Annotated in this window: 15 protein-coding genes; 7 read left to right on the top strand and 8 right to left on the bottom strand. The window is 43.8% G+C overall.

Annotated elements, in window-relative coordinates:
* Positions 1 to 23 precede the first annotated feature (23 nt).
* Positions 24 to 2,870 (top strand): valine--tRNA ligase, encoded by a 2,847-nt coding sequence (locus AC5FX4_RS05525; RefSeq protein WP_493605473.1) that lies wholly within the window; start codon positions 24 to 26, stop codon positions 2,868 to 2,870.
* A gap of 73 nt (positions 2,871 to 2,943) precedes the next feature.
* Here the strand turns inward: AC5FX4_RS05525 and AC5FX4_RS05520 are convergent, their stop codons facing one another.
* The 8 genes from AC5FX4_RS05520 to ftsY form a co-directional block, all read right to left on the bottom strand.
* Positions 2,944 to 4,209 carry an outer membrane protein transport protein gene (locus AC5FX4_RS05520; protein WP_493605472.1) on the bottom strand — a complete coding sequence of 422 codons (1,266 nt, stop codon included), beginning with the start codon at positions 4,207 to 4,209 and terminating at the stop codon, positions 2,944 to 2,946.
* A gap of 528 nt (positions 4,210 to 4,737) precedes the next feature.
* The gene (locus AC5FX4_RS05515) at positions 4,738 to 6,024 is read right to left on the bottom strand and encodes a cyclic di-GMP phosphodiesterase (RefSeq protein WP_493605471.1); all 1,287 of its coding nucleotides are present in this window, start codon (positions 6,022 to 6,024) and stop codon (positions 4,738 to 4,740) included.
* 162 nt (positions 6,025 to 6,186) lie between these two features.
* Positions 6,187 to 6,522, bottom strand: a complete 336-nt coding sequence (gene rraB, locus AC5FX4_RS05510; protein ID WP_493605470.1) for a ribonuclease E inhibitor RraB — start codon at positions 6,520 to 6,522, stop codon at positions 6,187 to 6,189.
* Positions 6,500 to 7,234 (bottom strand): 1-acylglycerol-3-phosphate O-acyltransferase, encoded by a 735-nt coding sequence (locus tag AC5FX4_RS05505; protein WP_493605469.1) that lies wholly within the window; start codon positions 7,232 to 7,234, stop codon positions 6,500 to 6,502. Before AC5FX4_RS05505 ends, rraB begins: the two co-directional genes overlap by 23 nt.
* A gap of 126 nt (positions 7,235 to 7,360) precedes the next feature.
* A complete protein-coding gene (gene rpoH, locus AC5FX4_RS05500; RefSeq protein WP_493605468.1) occupies positions 7,361 to 8,224 on the bottom strand; it encodes an RNA polymerase sigma factor RpoH in 864 nt (287 codons plus the stop codon).
* Between the two features lie 278 nt (positions 8,225 to 8,502).
* Complete coding sequence (ftsX, locus tag AC5FX4_RS05495) at positions 8,503 to 9,489, bottom strand: permease-like cell division protein FtsX (RefSeq protein ID WP_493605467.1); 987 nt, start codon at positions 9,487 to 9,489, stop codon at positions 8,503 to 8,505.
* Positions 9,486 to 10,163 carry a cell division ATP-binding protein FtsE gene (gene ftsE / locus AC5FX4_RS05490; RefSeq protein ID WP_493605466.1) on the bottom strand — a complete coding sequence of 226 codons (678 nt, stop codon included), beginning with the start codon at positions 10,161 to 10,163 and terminating at the stop codon, positions 9,486 to 9,488. Before ftsE ends, ftsX begins: the two co-directional genes overlap by 4 nt.
* A 62-nt stretch (positions 10,164 to 10,225) precedes the next feature.
* The gene (ftsY, locus tag AC5FX4_RS05485) at positions 10,226 to 12,352 is read right to left on the bottom strand and encodes a signal recognition particle-docking protein FtsY (protein ID WP_493605465.1); all 2,127 of its coding nucleotides are present in this window, start codon (positions 12,350 to 12,352) and stop codon (positions 10,226 to 10,228) included.
* Positions 12,353 to 12,591: 239 nt separating this feature from the next.
* Here ftsY and rsmD point away from each other — a divergent pair, with 239 nt between their 5' ends.
* From rsmD to prmA, 6 genes are all read left to right on the top strand, one after another.
* The gene (gene rsmD / locus AC5FX4_RS05480; protein WP_493605464.1) at positions 12,592 to 13,182 is read left to right on the top strand and encodes a 16S rRNA (guanine(966)-N(2))-methyltransferase RsmD; all 591 of its coding nucleotides are present in this window, start codon (positions 12,592 to 12,594) and stop codon (positions 13,180 to 13,182) included.
* Positions 13,183 to 13,319: 137 nt separating this feature from the next.
* A complete protein-coding gene (gene rpsU / locus AC5FX4_RS05475; RefSeq protein ID WP_010362466.1) occupies positions 13,320 to 13,535 on the top strand; it encodes a 30S ribosomal protein S21 in 216 nt (71 codons plus the stop codon).
* A gap of 20 nt (positions 13,536 to 13,555) precedes the next feature.
* Positions 13,556 to 14,002: a GatB/YqeY domain-containing protein gene (locus AC5FX4_RS05470; protein WP_493605463.1), complete on the top strand. Its 447-nt coding sequence runs from the start codon at positions 13,556 to 13,558 to the stop codon at positions 14,000 to 14,002.
* Positions 14,003 to 14,090: 88 nt separating this feature from the next.
* On the top strand, positions 14,091 to 15,830 hold the full coding sequence (dnaG, locus tag AC5FX4_RS05465) for a DNA primase (protein WP_493605462.1): 1,740 nt from the start codon (positions 14,091 to 14,093) through the stop codon (positions 15,828 to 15,830).
* Between the two features lie 120 nt (positions 15,831 to 15,950).
* A complete protein-coding gene (gene rpoD, locus AC5FX4_RS05460) occupies positions 15,951 to 17,792 on the top strand; it encodes an RNA polymerase sigma factor RpoD (protein ID WP_493605461.1) in 1,842 nt (613 codons plus the stop codon).
* Between the two features lie 79 nt (positions 17,793 to 17,871).
* Positions 17,872 to 18,744: a 50S ribosomal protein L11 methyltransferase gene (prmA, locus tag AC5FX4_RS05455; RefSeq protein ID WP_493605460.1), complete on the top strand. Its 873-nt coding sequence runs from the start codon at positions 17,872 to 17,874 to the stop codon at positions 18,742 to 18,744.
* The last annotated feature ends 9 nt before the right edge of the window (positions 18,745 to 18,753 follow it).

Genomic DNA, 18,753 nt, shown 5'->3' with positions numbered 1-18,753 from the left:
AGTATTTATTAAGGTTCTGTGAAATGGATAAAACCTATAATCCACAAGATATAGAGCAGTCTTTATACCAAGACTGGGAAGAGAATGGCTATTTTAAGCCATCAGGCAAAGGCGATGCATATTCAATCATGATCCCACCGCCAAATGTCACAGGTAGCCTACACATGGGCCACGCGTTCCAAGATACTATCATGGACACGCTTATTCGTTATAAGCGCATGAAAGGTAACAATACTTTATGGCAAGTTGGTACTGACCACGCGGGTATTGCCACACAAATGGTGGTAGAACGTAAGCTGGCAGCCGAAGAGAACAAAACTCGCCATGACCTAGGCCGTGATGCCTTTATAGACAAAATTTGGCAATGGAAAAACCAATCAGGCGGCACCATCACTAAACAACTTCGTCGTTTAGGTGCCTCTGTAGACTGGGATCGTGAACGTTTTACTATGGACGAAGGTTTATCTGAAGCCGTTAAAGAAGTATTCGTACGCCTTCATAAAGAAGATCTGATCTATCGTGGTAAGCGCCTAGTAAACTGGGACCCGAAATTACACACCGCCATTTCAGATTTAGAAGTTGAAAATAAAGATAAGCAAGGCCACATGTGGAACTTGCGTTATCCACTTGCTGATGGCGTTAAAACACTGGATGGCAAAGATTACATCGTGGTTGCCACCACGCGTCCAGAAACCATGCTGGGTGATACCGGTGTTGCGGTAAACCCAGATGATGAGCGTTATCAAAACCTGATTGGTAAAGAAATTTTACTGCCTATCGTTAATCGCCGTATTCCAATCGTTGCCGATGAGCACGCAGATATGGAAAAAGGCACAGGCTGTGTAAAGATCACTCCTGCACACGACTTTAACGATAACGAAGTAGGTAAGCGTCATGAGCTACCTATGATCAACGTATTCAATAAAGATGCGGCAATCTTAACTTCAGGTGAAAGCTACACTTTTGATGGCAAACCACTTGAATTAGACGCACCTATTCCAGAGCGTTTCCACGGATTAGATCGCTTTGACGCGCGTAAGCAAATCGTTGCAGAGTTTGAGCAAGCAGGTCTTTTGGAAAAAATTGACGACCACAGCTTAACGGTACCTTATGGCGACCGCTCAGGCGTAGTGATCGAGCCTCTACTGACCGATCAGTGGTATGTACGTGTTGCACCGCTTGCTAAAGTCGCCACCGAAGCGGTAGAAAATGGCGAGATCCAATTCGTACCGAAACAGTACGAAAACATGTATTTCTCTTGGATGCGTGACGTGCAAGATTGGTGTATCTCGCGTCAACTATGGTGGGGTCACCGTATCCCTGCTTGGTACGATGCCGAGGGCAATGTATATGTAGGTCGCGATGAAGCAGAAGTGCGCCGCGACAATAATATTACCGATGATGTTGCTCTCAACCAAGACGAAGACGTATTGGATACTTGGTTCTCGTCAGCACTATGGACTTTCTCAACTCAAGGTTGGCCTGAAAATACGGAAGATTTGAAAGTCTTCCACCCGTCTGACACGCTAGTTACGGGCTTTGATATTATTTTCTTCTGGGTGGCGCGTATGATCATGATGACCATGCACTTCATCAAAGATGAAAATGGTAAGCCACAAGTGCCTTTTAAAACGGTATATGTAACCGGCCTTATTCGCGATGAAAATGGCGATAAGATGTCAAAATCGAAGGGTAACGTACTTGATCCTCTCGATATGATCGATGGTATCGATCTTGAAAGCCTCGTTGAAAAGCGCACTGGTAACATGATGCAGCCACAACTGGCGAAAAAGATTGAGAAAAATACACGTAAAACTTTTGCTGAAGGCATCGAGCCACATGGTACCGACGCACTGCGCTTTACTTTAGCGGCAATGGCGTCAACGGGTCGTGACATCAACTGGGATATGAACCGTCTGGAAGGTTATCGTAACTTCTGTAACAAGCTATGGAACGCAAGTCGTTACGTGCTGATGAATACCGAAGAGCAAGATTGTGGCTTTAACGACGCAGCTAAAGAATATTCTTTGGCAGATCGTTGGATCTTAGGACAGTTCCAGAGCACGGTAAAAACCTTCAGTGAACATTTAGATAACTACCGCTTCGACTTAGCGGCAAACACTATCTATGAATTCACATGGAACCAATTCTGTGACTGGTACTTAGAGCTGACGAAACCGATTTTATTCAAAGGTAACGAAACGCAGCAACGTGGCACACGTCATACTCTGATCACGGTATTAGAAGGTCTATTACGTTTAATGCACCCGCTTATGCCATACATCACGGAAACAATCTGGAAGCGTGTGGCACCGCTTGCAAACATTGATGCGAAAACCATCATGCTAGAAAGCTTCCCTGAGTTTGATCAGAGCCAAGTAGATGAAACTGCGATGGCTGACCTTGAATGGGTGAAGCAATTTATTCTTGCTATTCGTAATATCCGTGGTGAGATGGATATTAGCCCTAACAAGCCACTTAACGTGTTATTGGCTAAAGCTGACGAGCAAAACTTGCGTCGCTTAGAAGATAACAAAGCGTTCTTGAGTGCGCTGGCGAAACTTGAAAGCTTCCAAGTGCTGGACAGCGCGGATGAAGCGCCTGCAAGTGCAACCGCATTTATCGGCAACCTGGAGATCATGATCCCAATGGCAGGTTTGATAGATGTTGAAGCCGAACTCGCACGTATCGCAAAACAGCTTGAAAAAGCACAAAAGGGCCTAGAGCAGGTAGAGAAAAAGCTTGCTAACGAAAAGTTTGTCAGCAATGCCCCAGAGGCTGTATTGGCTAAAGAGAAAGAGAAACTTGCTGAGTTCTCTGATGCTAAGGCGAAACTACTTGAGCAAAAAGCAAAAATAGAAAGCTTATAATTTTCAAGCTTCACAAAAAAGGGCACATGATGTGCCCTTTTTTAATTGTTGTTTAACCCGTTTAAACTCGCTATTAAAAGCTTAGGTTATATTGCATACCAACAATCGTTGCATGGCCTTTAGATTCAAAACCCCATTCCTGACCTAAGTTATCTTTCTCAATAAAGTTTTGAGTTTTACCGCGTAAAATACTTAGACCGAAATCGACTGAACTGTGCTTACTAAAGCTGTATTCAGCACCTAGGGAATACCACATACGATCGGTATCAGGAATTGAGATAGATAAATGGTATTCATCCGCTGGCGATTCGTCATACGCAATGCCCGCTCTCAATTTCAATTCAGCGCTATACTGGTGGTCCATACCCACGGAATAACGCAGCGAGTTAGAGAAGTTCTCATCTTTGCTAAATACGGTGCCACGCCCTTCGACTTGCGCCTCAAGCGTTTTAAAACTGCTCCAGCCGGTCCACAGCACGCTATAATGTAGCGTATTTTGCTCATCAACTAAATGAGAGCCAGAAAACTCCGCAATCGCAGGCAAAGTTAGCTCTACAAAACCTGGAAGAGCTTGACCTTGCGTTCCATAGAATGGCGCACCGGCTGGTAGTTGATTACTAAACTCTCCATCAAAACGAATATCTGTTTCGCTACGATAATGAAAACCAAAGCGGCTGTTGTCATCCAGTTGATAACTTAAACCAAGATTCCAGCCATAGCCCGTGTCATCCCCTTCCAAGTGAACCGCTTGGGTCTGCGCTGGCACCGGCAATGGAGAAGCCCCAAATGTGCGAATAATCTTAGCATCGGCATACACATGATTGATGCCCAAAGCAACAGTCAGTGCGTCTGACACTTTATAAGATGCACTTAGGTTGGCATTGACGGTCACAATTTCAGTTTCACCCGCAAGCTGTCCAGCAGCGTAATCATTTGCAAACTCTGTGGCCAAACCAAACTGAGAATACACACCCATACCCACTGAAACTTTATCTGTGAGCGGTGTTGTAAAATAGGCGGCAGGTACAATTGCGTTTGGCGCAATACTAGATTCATCTAACGCACTCGGAGACACGCCATTATTTGTAGATGTACCACGTAAGCTGACATCTGGCTCCACGAACATCGCACCGATACTGACCTGTGCAGTATCAAACTGACTCATTAAAGCCGGATTGCGTGCAACAACAGACGCATCATCAGCGGCAGATGCTTCACCAGCATAAGCACGACCTAGACCTGACACATTTTGCTCAGCCAGTTGAAAAGCAGCAGCAAAGGCATGCGAAGAAACTAACATCAAGCTGGATGCTAAAACAGTTTTCTTAAATACAGACATTTTTCAATCCCATGTGTAAATTCACATTTTAAAAACGCTGACACACTACCTAAAACTCATAAAAAAAGCTTTAAATTAGAGATGTAACTCTAATTAAATGAACAATTTTCAATCACGAACAGGTAAAATGTTTTCATTTTGGGTAAAAAACCAAGCCAAAAGCACATTTGATATTAATTCTCATTTGCATTGACTCTAATTATGCTATCCCCTAAACTGTCTTTATCAAGCTTAATGGTCATTCAATCATGTTACTTCTGATACTCAATGCGCTGCTATTTTCTGGTATAAGTGTTTACTTTTGGTGTAAGGCAACATACTGCGCTTGCCATAACGCAGGTCAATGTGACAACCCCATCAGTACATATTGGCTAGGCTGTATTTTGGGAGCACTGGCTTCTTTAGCAAGTTGCTGCTTTGCACTGCACTCAGAGAAAGGTAGTTTACTGTGGTTGGCATTAACGATGAGCTGTTTATTTGGTGCTATGATGTCACAAAAATTGCAAAAAAACGCACAATGTAAAAAACCTAAACCAACAAGTGGTCTTTTAATAAACGAGATAAATTAATTTGATAATCAAGTGGTCGAACACTTGCGACAATTTTCACATCATTGTCCGAACTACTTAAATCTAATTCTTTAGCTGTAATATGATGCATATGCTTGGCGTTATAAAACACCCGAACATGGGGTGAAGTTGGTGCTTTTTGGTTACCTTCCAGTACCAATGCTAAACGCTCATTGGTTAACTTAACGATGCTCCCCACTGGGTGAACGCCCAAACATTTAATGAAGCGCTGCACTAGCTCAGGATCAAACTTCTCTTTATTTGATAATAAATAGCGCAGTGCATGTACAGGCTCATCCCCTTGCTGATAGGGTCGTTCCGAAGTCATCGCATCATAGACGTCAACTATCGCCATGATCCTTGCTGCTTTGCTGATCTGCATTCCCTTCAAGCGTCTAGGATAACCACTGCCATCTAATCGTTCATGATGGTTGACAACCATATCCATGATCATAGGTGTGACGCCAAACTCGCCTTTTATAAGCCCAAGAGAATGTACAACGTGCTTTTTAACAGATTTATATTCTAGTTCATTCAATGTGTCTTGTTTATTTACTAGACCTTGAGGCAGTTTAGCGTGGCCAATATCATGTAACATTGCTCCCGTTGCTAATTGTTGGATCAGGGATAAAGATAAACCCAAGTACTTGCCAAATACACTGATCAAGATGGCGCAGTTGATCATGTGACGCCAGTTATAACCATCTTTATCCTGTAACCGTGTCAGAATCGCCATCGCATTTGAGTTGCGAAACACAGATTCAACGATCTCTTTACTGATCTCATTGATCAAACCGACGTCGATTTTCATGCCCGATGTAATGTCACCATACAGGCCTTGTATCTTTCGGTTGTAAAGCTCAAAAGCTTGGCTGGCAAAGGCAAATTCTTTTTCAAGAGAGGCCGGTTCATCATTTTTTTGCGCTCGGCGAGATCTCGGTTTGTTTTGCCCTTCTTGTTGAGCTCGACTACGACGTCTTAGTGGCGAATCGCGAGTAACAGACTGTGGTTTGGTACGCGCTTTTTTCTCAACTTGTGGTTGGTATTTTTCGGGGATAGCAATTTCACTCAGGGAGAAATCAATATTGAGTTCTAACACGCCCTCTGCAGACAACTTATCTATGATGTCGTGATCTCGTACCATACCACGAGACTTAATTTTTACACCCGCATCCGAACGCTGTTTATGAACACTGTCCACAAACATGCCAGGTTTTAGCTCAGAAATTGGCAATGTAACTCGCATAGCAGGATCAATTTAAGACGACAACAAGTACGATTAATAGCACTTTTTGACCCTTAGAGTCTATATTTTACCAATTAAATAATGATTAACTACTAGAAAGGCGAAAGAAAACTGTTAAGTGCAAAACGTTATTTGCACTTAACATCAATGTATTGGGTGAGATTATTCTTGGAAGTAAGTACCCCAGCCATCATATTCAACACCATGCTCTAAAGCCAGTGCTGCAAGCTTATCAACATCTTCCATAATGACGTCGGCGTCAAGCTCAGCTTCAACCACAACGTCAAAGCCCCAAATCTTAGAGCCATCTTCCAACTCAAGCTCTGCAGGGTCCTCTACATCGTAACCCAATTTAAATGCTGCCAGAGCCGCATTTTCTAGCTTTTTGAAGTCTTCACAAACAAAGTGGTGCTCCACTTCATAGAGCTTATCCGTCGTAGAGCCATCTTCAATAAGCGACTCTACGATGTCTTCACTAATTTCGCGCCAGTTTTCCATTATTTTCTCTCACTTTCACATCAAGTTGAGCGATGCGTTCCGCCATTTGAGTGTGGACCGTTTTCGCGTGCTCACGCGCACTGCTCTCTTTATCAAGATGTACAGGCGCCAAAATATCAATGTAGATTGTACCATTATCCCAGCGGTTTAGTTTAATACAATCACTGGTACTATTCATACACACAGGCACTATTGGCACCTCAGCGTTCATTGCGGTGTGAAATGCACCGGTTTTAAAGGGTAATAAGCCGCGACCGTAGCTTCGAGTTCCCTCTGGGAACATCCAAATAGACAGACCTTTTTGCTTAATTTTCAACGTCGATTTACCGAGCGTGCCCATCGCTTTCGTGCGATTACTGCGGTTGATCAAGATATTACCCGACAACCAATACAGCTGACCGAAGAATGGGATCCACTTCAGGCTCTTTTTACCCATACTTACTGTTTTCTCAGGCACCACTGCCGGTAAAGTGAAAAGATCATAGTTATTTTGATGGTTGGCTACATACACGGCAGGGCCAACATTAACGCAGTCAGGATGACGTGTCACTTGAAGTTTAACGCCTATCACACGTGACATTTTTCCAAACCAACTAGCTATCGTGTGTACATTATTAGGATGAAAAGGGCGGACTAAGCAAAGCAACAAGCCGAATATACAGCTGAAAATAATAAACAATGCCATTGCTATCACGCGTAATACTGCTAACAAAATGTCGTCTCCTCATAATTGAAGGCGCATTATAATCAAACTAGCGAACACTTGTAAGCTCAAAATATATGACAGGCACAAAAAAGCCGCTAACAAATTAGCGGCTCTTGCAAAAAAATCTGGAAGCTAGCTCATGGCTGTTTGCAGCTTTTTCATTGCTGACTTTTCTAATTGCCTAACACGTTCCGCAGACACATTATACTTAGCAGCAAGATCTTGCAAAGTTGCTTTATCATCGGCTAACCAACGCGCACTGATAATATCTTGCGAGCGTTCATCCAATGTTTTTAATGCTGAGAACAAACGGTTTTGAGACTGCTCTTGCCATTGCTCTTCTTCAACAACATCAGCTAAATCACCGCTTGCATCTGTTAGATATTGAACAGGTGAAAAGCTGGTTGATGGTGCATCATCATTGTCATCTTGGCTCAGATCAAAACCCATGTCTTGACCACTCATACGTGACTCCATTTCACGTACTTCTTTTTCACTCACACCAAGTTCATTTGCGACCGTCGCAACCTCTTCTTGGTTAAACCAACCCAAACGCTTTTTGTTTTTGCGCAGGTTAAAGAACAATTTACGCTGTGCCTTAGTTGTTGCCACCTTAACAATACGCCAGTTTTTCAATACGTACTCGTGAATTTCAGCCTTAATCCAATGCACTGCAAAAGAAACTAATCGAACACCGACTTCAGGATTAAAACGTTTAACAGCCTTCATCAAGCCAATATTACCCTCTTGGATAAGGTCCGCTTGTGGTAAACCGTATCCAGCATAACCTTTTGCAATATGGGCTACAAAGCGAAGGTGAGAAACGATGAGTTGTTTAGCTGCTTCCAGATCCCCTTCTTGTTGAAGGCGAGTGGCCAACACCTTTTCCTGCTCAGCATCAAGCATAGGTATAGCGCTTACTGTTTGTAAGTAACCATCTAAACTTGCGCTTTGCTGGCTTGTTGTCAGTGCTAATGCATATAAATCTTTACTCATTTTTCACCTCAGTGATAAATCATTCAGTCCATTTTAGCACTCTTCAAGTAAGAGTGCTAACGTGACTATAGTATTTTTCTCGAAGAAAAAGCAAGCTTTTTCTAAAATTTTTTATCGTAAATTTAAACAGTTGATTTTTATTAAATAATTATTAGAAACGATGAGAGCACATCCTGATATCCACCGAATAGTAATGCGCTCGTATGACTTAATTATGACAAAACGCAAGCATGTAAAAAGGTAAATATTGACCTTTCATCAATGATAAAGCCGCACGGTCAAACCTTATCAGGCTCTATGTCTTTGATATAGCGGTGAACTGATAAAAATGATCCCCCAAACCCCAACACAATTGCTAACAGCAAAAGAATTAAAAGTTCATTGGCATTCAAACCAAGCAATACAAAAGAGCTTTGATAAACCCCGGCTACCATAGCAACTGCCGACTCCAGCCACCAAAGCATTAAAGCAACACTTATAAAGGCAACCAAGCCACCAACGATGCCATACCATATCCCAGTCCAGATAAATGGTGTATGAATAAATGTATTGGTTGCACCCACCAGTTTAAGCACTTGGATCTCTTCTTTCTTATCCATTATCGATAAACGTATGGTATTACCGATAATTAAAATCACAGCGCTGAGCAGTAACAGTGCGATAGTAACGACACTTTCTTTTAGCAAGCTCAAAAGTGCATTCAGTCGCTCTAACCACTCAATGTCGAGTTTGCCAAATTCCACCTCACGCTCTTTTTCAAGCTTGTCCAGCAATTGCTGTGCAGCTTGTGGTTTGCGATAACGACTGGTAGGTGTAACCAATACAACATTGGGTAGCGGGTTTTCCTCTAAATAATCCAACGCTTGGCCAAACCCAGAAACTCGCTTGAATTCATCCAGTGCTTGCGATTTAGAAATCAGTTTCACCTGCTCCACTTCTGGATAGAGTCCTAAACGTTTCACCAGCGTTTGTGTTTGCTGTTCAGTCATGGACTCTTTTACAAATAGCGAGATCTCAGCTGCGTCGTTAAATCCGCTACTGACTTGCTGGACATTTTTTACCACTATATATAGGGTTGCTGGCAAGGTTAAACTCAAACCCAGCACCAAAATTGTCATTAAAGACGCCATAGGCGTTCGCCACATTTCACCTAAGCTGTTGATACCTTGTCTTAGCACCGTCAATACAAAAAAGTAGGTTTTCATCAGCCAAGACTTATTTTGGCTACTGGTTTGTGCATCTCGGCCTTTGAATAACAAACTCATATCCCTGCCTCCTTCAAAGGATCTTGGCTCATGCGGCCATGACTCAGCGTTAAGCTGCGATATTTCATGCGTGCAATCAATCCTAAGTCGTGGGTTGCAATGAGCACAGCCGTGCCGTGTCGATTGAAGTCTTCAAACAAGCGTAAGATCTCCATCGATAACTCTGGATCTAGGTTACCCGTTGGTTCATCAGCAAGCAGTAACGGAGGAGAGTTCACTATCGCACGCGCAATACCGACACGTTGCTGCTCCCCCCCCGATAAAGTGCTTGGCTGGCAGCGCACCTTATCCAATAAGCCCACTTTATCCAAAGCGGCATGCACACGTTTAGCAATATGCTTGTGGTGCATTCCTTCAATCACCAAAGGCAACGCCACATTATCAAACACGTTGTAGCGTTCGAGTAAGCGGTGATTTTGAAAAATAATACCAATATCTCGGCGAACATACGGGATCTGGCGATTGCTCACCGTATTTAAATCAACACCATTAATAGAAACACGTCCCGCGGAAGGACGCTCCATAACACTGATCAATTTCAGTAATGTACTCTTACCCGCGCCACTGTGGCCGGTCAAAAATGCTAGCTCACCATTGGCTAATTCAAAGTTCACTTTTTCAAGTGCTCTGTGGCCACCAGGATAGGTTTTACTGACTTGCTCAAATTTGATCATGTTAGGCCTGCTTATAATTGTTTTTTAGACCAAAGAAAGGGAGTATACACTCCCTCAATTTCTTACTCATCGTCGTTACTAAATAACGCGTCTATAAAATCATCGCTTTTAAATGTACGCAGATCATCAATGCCTTCACCCACACCAATGTAACGAATAGGTACCTGGAATTTGTCTGCAACAGCAAAGATAACCCCACCTTTTGCCGTACCATCTAGCTTAGTTAGTGTGATCCCCGTTAAACCCACAGCTTGGTTAAATAAGTTCACCTGACTAATGGCATTTTGCCCCGTACCCGCATCAATCGTTAACATCACTTCATGTGGCGCATCAGGGTCAAGCTTTTTCATTACTCGCGCAATTTTTTCAAGCTCTTGCATTAGATTGTCTTTGTTCTGCAAACGCCCCGCCGTATCGGCAATCAATACGTCTACGTTGCGTGCTTTTGCCGCTTGGAACGCATCAAATACCACAGACGCACTATCAGCACCTGTATGCTGAGCTACAACAGGAATATCATTACGCTCGCCCCACACTTGTAACTGCTCAACAGCCGCCGCTCTAAAGGTGTCGCCCGCTGCCAGCATGACCGATTTACCCTGCTGTTGGAATTGTTTGGCAAGTTTACCTATGGTCGTTGTTTTACCCACGCCATTCACACCAACCATTAAAATAACAAACGGTTTTTTATCTTCGGGAATAACCAATGGCTGCTCAGCTTCTTTTAGCATTTCAGCCATTTCTTGCTTCATCAACTCATATAACGCATCCCCATCTTTTAACTGCTTACGATCGGCCGCATCCGTTAGACTATCAATCAGCTTCATAGTGGTATCAACACCAAGATCAGCAGTGAGTAACTGAGTTTCAAGCTCTTCAAACAAATCATCGTCAATTTTCTTACCTTTGAAGATTGACGCAATACCCGAACCTAGGTTGACTTTAGTTTTCAGTAACCCTTTTTTTAGACGAGAAAAGAAGCCTTCTTTTTTAGGTTTTTCTTTTGACGCTTGTTCAGCAGCGTCTTGTTCTGCTTGGGCTTTCGCTTCGGCTTCCGCCGCCAAACGCTGGCGTTCTGCTTCTTCACGGGCCGCTTGTTCTGCCGCTTCTTTTTCTGCTTGTGCCTTAGCTTCGGCTTCTGCCGCTAAACGCTGACGTTCTGCTTCTTCACGGGCCGCTTGCTCTGCAGCTTCTTTTTCTGCTTGGGCTTTCGCTTTGGCTTCTGCCGCTAAACGCTGACGCTCTGCTTCTTCACGGGCCGCTTGCTCGGCAGCTTCTTTTTCTGCTTGGGCTTTCGCTTCGGCTTCCGCCGCCAAACGCTGACGTTCTGCTTCTTCACGGGCCGCTTGCTCTGCCGCTTCTTTTTCTGCTTGGGCTTGGGCTTTCGCTTCGGCTTCCGCTGCTAAACGTTGATGCTCAGCTTCTTCGCGGGCAGCTTGCTCTGCCGCTTCTTTTTCTGCTTGTGCCTTAGCTTCGACTTCCGCCGCTAAACGTTGATGCTCAGCTTCTTCGCGCGCCGCTTGCTCGGCTGCTTCTTTTTCTGCTTGTGCCTTAGCTTCGGCTTCCGCCGCTAAACGCTGACGCTCTGCTTCTTCACGGGCCGCTTGTTCGGCTGCTTCTTTTTCTGCTTGTGCCTTAGCTTCGGCTTCTGCCGCTAAACGCTGACGTTCTGCTTCTTCACGGGCCGCTTGCTCGGCAGCTTCTTTTTCTGCTTGTGCCTTAGCTTCGGCTTCCGCCGCTAAACGCTGACGCTCTGCTTCTTCACGGGCCGCTTGCTCTGCGGCTTCTTTTTCTGCTTGTGCCTTTGCCTCGGCTTCTGCCGCTAAGCGTTGACGCTCAGCTTCTTCACGGGCCGCTTGTTCCGCTGCATCTTTTTCTGCTTGGGCTTTCGCCTCAGCTTCCGCCGCTAAACGCTGACGTTCAGCTTCTTCACGCGCCGCTTGCTCTGCCGCTTCTTTTTCTGCTTGGGCTTGCGCCTCGGCTTTCGCTGCTAAACGTTGATGCTCAGCTTCTTCGCGCGTCGCTTGCTCTGCAGCTTCTTTCTCAGCTTCTTCGCGCGTCGCTTGCTCTGCAGCTTCTTTCTCAGCTTGTTGTTGAGCTAGAAGTTCTGCCTCAGCCTGTTGCTTTGATTGCTCTGTGTCTTTCTTGCCAAATCCAAACCAAGACAGAAATTTATTCTTTTTTCCCATGCTCGCTAAGTACCGTGTTATTAAATCTGATAAACTAGAGGCGGCTCTATAAAATCGTTTAACGTAAAATTACGAACCACAAAATTGAGTTGCATTAAAGCCCGGAAATAAAAACCGTATCTTTAGTGCCAAAAATAATCCAAATTGATGCGCAGTGTACCATGTTCCGTAAGGATGAAAAATGCGACGTTGTGATTTATCTAAGTGAAAATATTAAGATTCAGTGAATAGTTACACTCATGAGAAAAAAGACCACCGCAAAAAATAGCCAAAATGATGGTGTGATCCGTATTATTAGCGGACAATTTAGAGGTCGAAAGTTACCTGTAAAAGACGTCCTTGGCCTACGGCCAACGACCGACAGAGTTAAAGAAACATTGTTCAATTGGCTAATGCAAGATACTCGCGACGCAAACGTACTTGATTGCTTTGCTGGCTCCGGAGGTTTGGGGTTCGAATGCTTGTCACGATTTGCAAATAATGCGTGTTTTATTGAGTTGGATAAAGGCGCAGCCAATCAACTAATCAGTAACATAGCAACGCTGAAATTAAACAACGCACAAGTGATCAATGCCAACACGTTAGACGTTTTACAACAAAGCAACACAAACGAAGCATATAATTTGGTTTTTGTTGACCCGCCATTTAGAAAAGATCTGGCAAAGCCATGCTGCACACTGTTAGAAGCAAATAATTGGCTCACAAAAGACGCGTTAATCTATGTCGAAATAGAGAATGAATTGGATTTTTCAGCACCCGAAAACTGGCAAGTTATTAAAGAAAAGCAAGCGGGACAAGTGTTGTGTAGACTTTATCAACGCCAAGAATAACACTCTTTGCAATTAGCTATAATTTAAGCTTTACATCATGACTTGCTTCGGATTACAATACCGCACCATTTTTGAACCACTTGATCAACATTTGATCAGCGTGAGCTATGCTCATTAATTAGGTAGGTGAATTTTTAATGCCAGTAATCAAAGTAAGAGAAAACGAACCGTTTGACGTTGCACTTCGTCGTTTCAAGCGTTCATGTGAAAAAGCAGGTATCCTTTCAGAAGTTCGTCGTCGCGAGCACTATGAAAAGCCAACAGCTGAGCGTAAGCGTAAAAAAGCTGCAGCGGTTAAGCGTCACATGAAGAAGCTTTCTCGCGAAAACGCACGTCGCGTTAAATTATACTAATCGGTTTCGGTCTTGTATAAATGAGCCTTTTAACTAAGCTAAAAGACGCGCAAAAAGATGCTATGCGAGCTAAAGACAAAATCAGTCTTGGCGCTATCCGCATGGTGCTTGCTGAAATTAAACAGCGTGAAATTGACAATAGAACAACACTTGATGATGCAGGTATTACCTCAGTTCTAGTGAAGTTAGTTAAGCAACGCCGTGATTCTTTCACCCAGTATAAAGATGCTGGTCGCGACGATTTAGCTGAAATTGAAGCCAGAGAAATCGATGTGTTAGAAACTTTCTTACCTCAGCCTTTGACTGAAGAAGAAATTATCGCATTAATCGATGCTGCTATTGCCGATTCAGGCGCAGCAGGTATGCAAGACATGGGTAAAGTTATGGGTGTAATCAAGTCTAAAGCTGAAGGTCGTGCCGATATGGGCAAGATCTCAGGTTTAATTAAACAACGATTAAGCGCATAATCCCACATACAGATTGTATGATAAAGTGAACCGAGCCCTCGCGCTCGGTTTCTTCGTCTAGGCACAAAGGAATTTCGTTAGAATAAATATGGCTGGAAAGATCCCAAGACAATTTATTGATGATTTGCTTGATAGAACCGACATTGTCGATTTAATCGATTCTCGTGTTGGACTCAAAAAAGCAGGAAAGGACTATCAAGCATGCTGTCCTTTTCATAACGAAAAATCCCCCTCTTTTACCGTATCGAGAGACAAACAGTTCTATCATTGTTTTGGTTGTGGTGCCAATGGCAATGCCATCTCCTTTATGATGGAGTACGACAAACTAGAGTTCGTTGATGCCATTGAAGAACTTGCAAGCCTTCTCAACCTAGAAGTACCACGTGAACAAAGCTCGGGTAAACCTGAGCGAACCGTTGAACAAAAGCGTTCTGACTATGATTTGATGATGCAAACAGCCAAGTTTTATCAGCATCAACTAAAACATCATGCTAATGCTAGCCAAGTCATTGAATATGTTAAAGGTCGCGGTTTATCAGGTGAAATAGTCAAGCAATATATGATTGGCTATGCACCGCCCGAGTGGGAATCGCTGTGCCACCAAGTAGGCCGCAATCAACAGCAAAAACAGCAACTTCTTGAGTTAAAACTCGCTTCGGAAAAAACACCTGGCCGACAATTTGACTTTTTCCGCGACCGCCTCATGTTCCCTATCAGAGATAAGCGTGGCCGCGTTATTGCCTTTGGCGGTCGAGTCATGGGCGACAGTCAAGGGCCGAAATACCTAAACTCACCAGAGACTCGAATTTTCCATAAGGGCTTTGAACTTTATGGCTTATTTGAAGCCAAACAGGCCAATGATAAGCTCGATAGCATTCTGATTGTTGAAGGCTATATGGACGTGGTTGCGCTGGCCGAACACGGTATTACCTATGCAGTCGCGGCGCTCGGTACGGCCACAACGGCTGAGCATATGCAAACCTTGTTCAGGACCACAGATACCGTTATTTGCTGTTATGACGGAGACCGCGCTGGTCGAGATGCGGCTTGGCGAGCACTCGAACATGCCTTGGCATTTTTAAAAGATGGAAAATCTTTAAAGTTTGTCTTTTTGCCCGATGGCGAAGATCCGGACTCTTTGGTCCAAAAAGAAGGCAAACAAGCATTTGAAGCACGCTTAACACAGGCTGACGATTTTTCTAAAGTCTTGTTTGAGAAGCTATCACAAAGTTGTGAGCTGACCAGTGATGCCGGTAAAGCTAAGCTTATGAGTGAAGCTTTGCCACTCATTAGTAAATTGCCCAGTGATTTTTATCAAGAAAGTCTGTTAGAAAAACTCGCACGGCTGATTGGGCGAACACGAGAACAACTGTCAACTAAGCTCACGACGCCAAAACAACAGCATAGTATTGAACGTAAATTCAAAGTAACACCCATGCGCCGAGCTATTGGCTTACTTATTCAACATCCGGCGCTGGCATCAAGCATTGAACATTTGCCTGAACTGGCACAAATGAGCATTCCAGGTATCGAATTGTTTTTAGAGCTGCAGTCTGTTTGCTTGCAAAATTCGAACTATACTACCGCACAATTGTTGGAGTATTTTCGAGAAACGCCTCAATATGAAGCACTAAAAAAACTCGCTATTTGGCGACATGATATAAACGAACAGGCTTTAACCGCTGAGTTTCAAAATACTTTTCAATTTATCGAAGATCAGTGTTTAAATTTTAGGTTAGAGACCCTATTAATAAAAGACAAAACCGAGGGCCTAAATAACGAAGAACGCCTTGAATGTGCGCTATTGACGCAAGCTTTAAAGCGGTAGAAGAACTAGTCAAGACAACTTTTTGCTGTTATAATGTTCTATTCACTGCGTCATGCAAATTTCGGTGTTTTTCGCTGGCGCCTGTTGTATCAATTTATCAGAGTGGAAGCATAAATCTCTATGGATCAATCTCCTCAGTCACAACTAAAACTTCTGATTCAGAAAGGTAAAGAGCAAGGTTACTTAACTTTTGCAGAAGTTAACGATCACCTTCCACAAGACATAATCGACTCAGATCAGGTAGAAGATATCATCAGTATGATCAACGATATGGGTATTCAGGTTGCGGAAAGCGCGCCAGATGCCGATGAGTTGATGATGCAAGAAACAACGACCGATGAAGATGCAGCCGAAGCTGCAGCTGCTGCACTTGCAACAGTGGAAAAAGAGATCGGTCGTACTACTGATCCAGTGCGTATGTATATGCGTGAAATGGGTACTGTTGAGCTACTGACTCGCGAAGGCGAAATTCAAATCGCAAAGCGTATCGAAGAAGGTATCAACCAAGTACAGATTTCTGTTGCTGAATACCCTGAGGCAATCACTTACTTACTTGAGCAATGGGATAAGTTTGAAGCTGAAGAGATGCGCTTAAGCGACATCGTTTCAGGCTTTTTCGATCCAAATGCCGAAGAAACTCAAATCTCTGCCACGCACATCGGTTCAGAGCTAAGTGATGAAGACTTAGCAGATGAAGACGATGAAGATGATGAAGACAGCGATGATGAGGAAGATGCAGATACAGGCCCAGATCCTGAAGAAGCACGCGTACACTTTGAACAGCTTCGTACTTTATATAACAAAGCTCGCGAAGTGTTTGAATCAAAAGGTCGCGCACACCCAGATTCTCAAGCTGCCATCCACGAGATTGGTGAGCTATTCCGTACCTTTAAGCTAGTACCTAAACAGTTTGACCGCATGGTGAACAACATGCGTGAAATGATGGATAGAGTTCGTGTACAAGAACGCATCATCATGAAACAAGCTGTACAAATTGCGAAGGTACCAAAGAAGACATTCGTTAAACACTTCGCTAATAATGAAACCGATATGGCTTGGATCGACGCTGAAATTGCAGCGGGTGAAAAGCACTCGGATAAACTTGCTGAAGTGAAACCTGAAATTGAACGTTGCGTCAATAAGCTTAAGGCGATTGAAGAAAGCACAGGTTTAACTGTAGAACGTATTAAAGATATCAACCGTCGTATGAGTATTGGTGAAGCAAAAGCTCGCCGTGCGAAAAAAGAAATGGTTGAAGCGAACTTACGTCTTGTAATTTCAATTGCGAAAAAGTACACCAACCGTGGTTTACAGTTCTTGGATTTGATCCAAGAAGGTAATATCGGTTTGATGAAGGCGGTAGACAAATTCGAATACCGCCGTGGGTATAAGTTCTCGACTTATGCAACATGGTGGATCCGTCAGGCAATTACACGATCAATTGCTGACCAAGCACGTACTATTCGTATTCCAGTACACATGATTGAGACTATTAACAAGCTGAATCGTATTTCTCGTCAAATGCTTCAGGAAATGGGCCGCGAACCTAACCCTGAAGAATTGGCTGAACGTATGATGATGCCTGAAGATAAGATCCGTAAAGTGCTGAAGATTGCCAAAGAGCCAATCTCTATGGAAACACCGATTGGTGATGATGAAGATTCGCACTTAGGTGATTTCATCGAAGACACCACCATTGAATCGCCAATTGACTCGGCAACAATGGAAAGCCTTCGCGGTGCAACCAACGAAGTCCTCGCAGGCTTAACAGCACGTGAAGCTAAAGTACTCCGTATGCGTTTTGGTATCGATATGAACACCGACCATACTCTGGAAGAAGTAGGTAAGCAATTTGACGTAACACGTGAGCGTATTCGTCAGATCGAAGCAAAGGCACTGCGCAAGCTGCGCCACCCTTCTCGCTCAGACTTACTGAAGAGCTTCTTAGACGTTAAAGGGTAATCGCCTTTTTAACTCAAAAGACTTAAATAAAGGCCGCTACTTGCGGCCTTTTTACTAACTTGAAAATTTAGGAACAATCATGGCTTGGATCCAAATCCGCATTCACGCTAATAAAGAAACCGCCGACCAATTAAGTGACTTACTCCTTGATGTTGGCTGTCCATCCGTCACCTTCGTTGATGGCAGTAATAACCCGGTATATGAGCCTAAGCCGGGTGAAGTGATTTTATGGCCTGATACAACGGTGATTGGCTTATTTGATGCCGCACACGATATGGACGTTGTGGTCGCTTATTTACAGTCAAACAGCGAAGAGAAATTAACCTATAAGATCGAACAACTCGAAGATAAAGATTGGGAAAGAGAATGGATGGATAACTTCTACCCAATCCAGTTCGGAGAACGCCTGTGGATCTGTCCAAGCTGGCGCGATATTCCCGATCCAGATGCCGTTAACGTACTACTCGACCCAGGTCTTGCATTTGGCACTGGCACGCATGCGACTACGGCATTGTGCTTAAAATGGCTTGAAAGCATAGATTTAACCGGTAAAACCGTAGTCGATTTTGGTTGTGGTTCAGGTATTTTAGGGATCGCAGCCATTAAACTTGGCGCTGAGCGCGTAATTGGTATCGATATTGACCCGCAAGCGCTTGCTGCGAGTTTAGATAATGCGCAGCGCAATGGCGTGGCAGATCAATTAGAAGTCTATTTGCCTGAAAACCAACCAGAATTCAGCGCTGACGTAGTTGTGGCCAATATTCTTGCACAACCGCTTCGCGAGCTCCATGAAATCATTTTGGGCTTCTTGAAACCCAATGGACAACTTGCGATGTCAGGCATCTTAGAAGAACAAGCACAATCGGTTGCTGACGTTTATGCGCCTTTTGTTACACTTGATGATATTGCACAAGAAGGCGAGTGGACACGCGTCAGTGGCGTTAAGAAATAACCCACATCA

This window comes from Pseudoalteromonas sp. ATL1, from assembly GCF_058933015.1.
The sequence above is the reverse complement of the archived record's forward strand: the minus strand, read 5'-3'. Positions and strand labels throughout refer to the sequence as shown.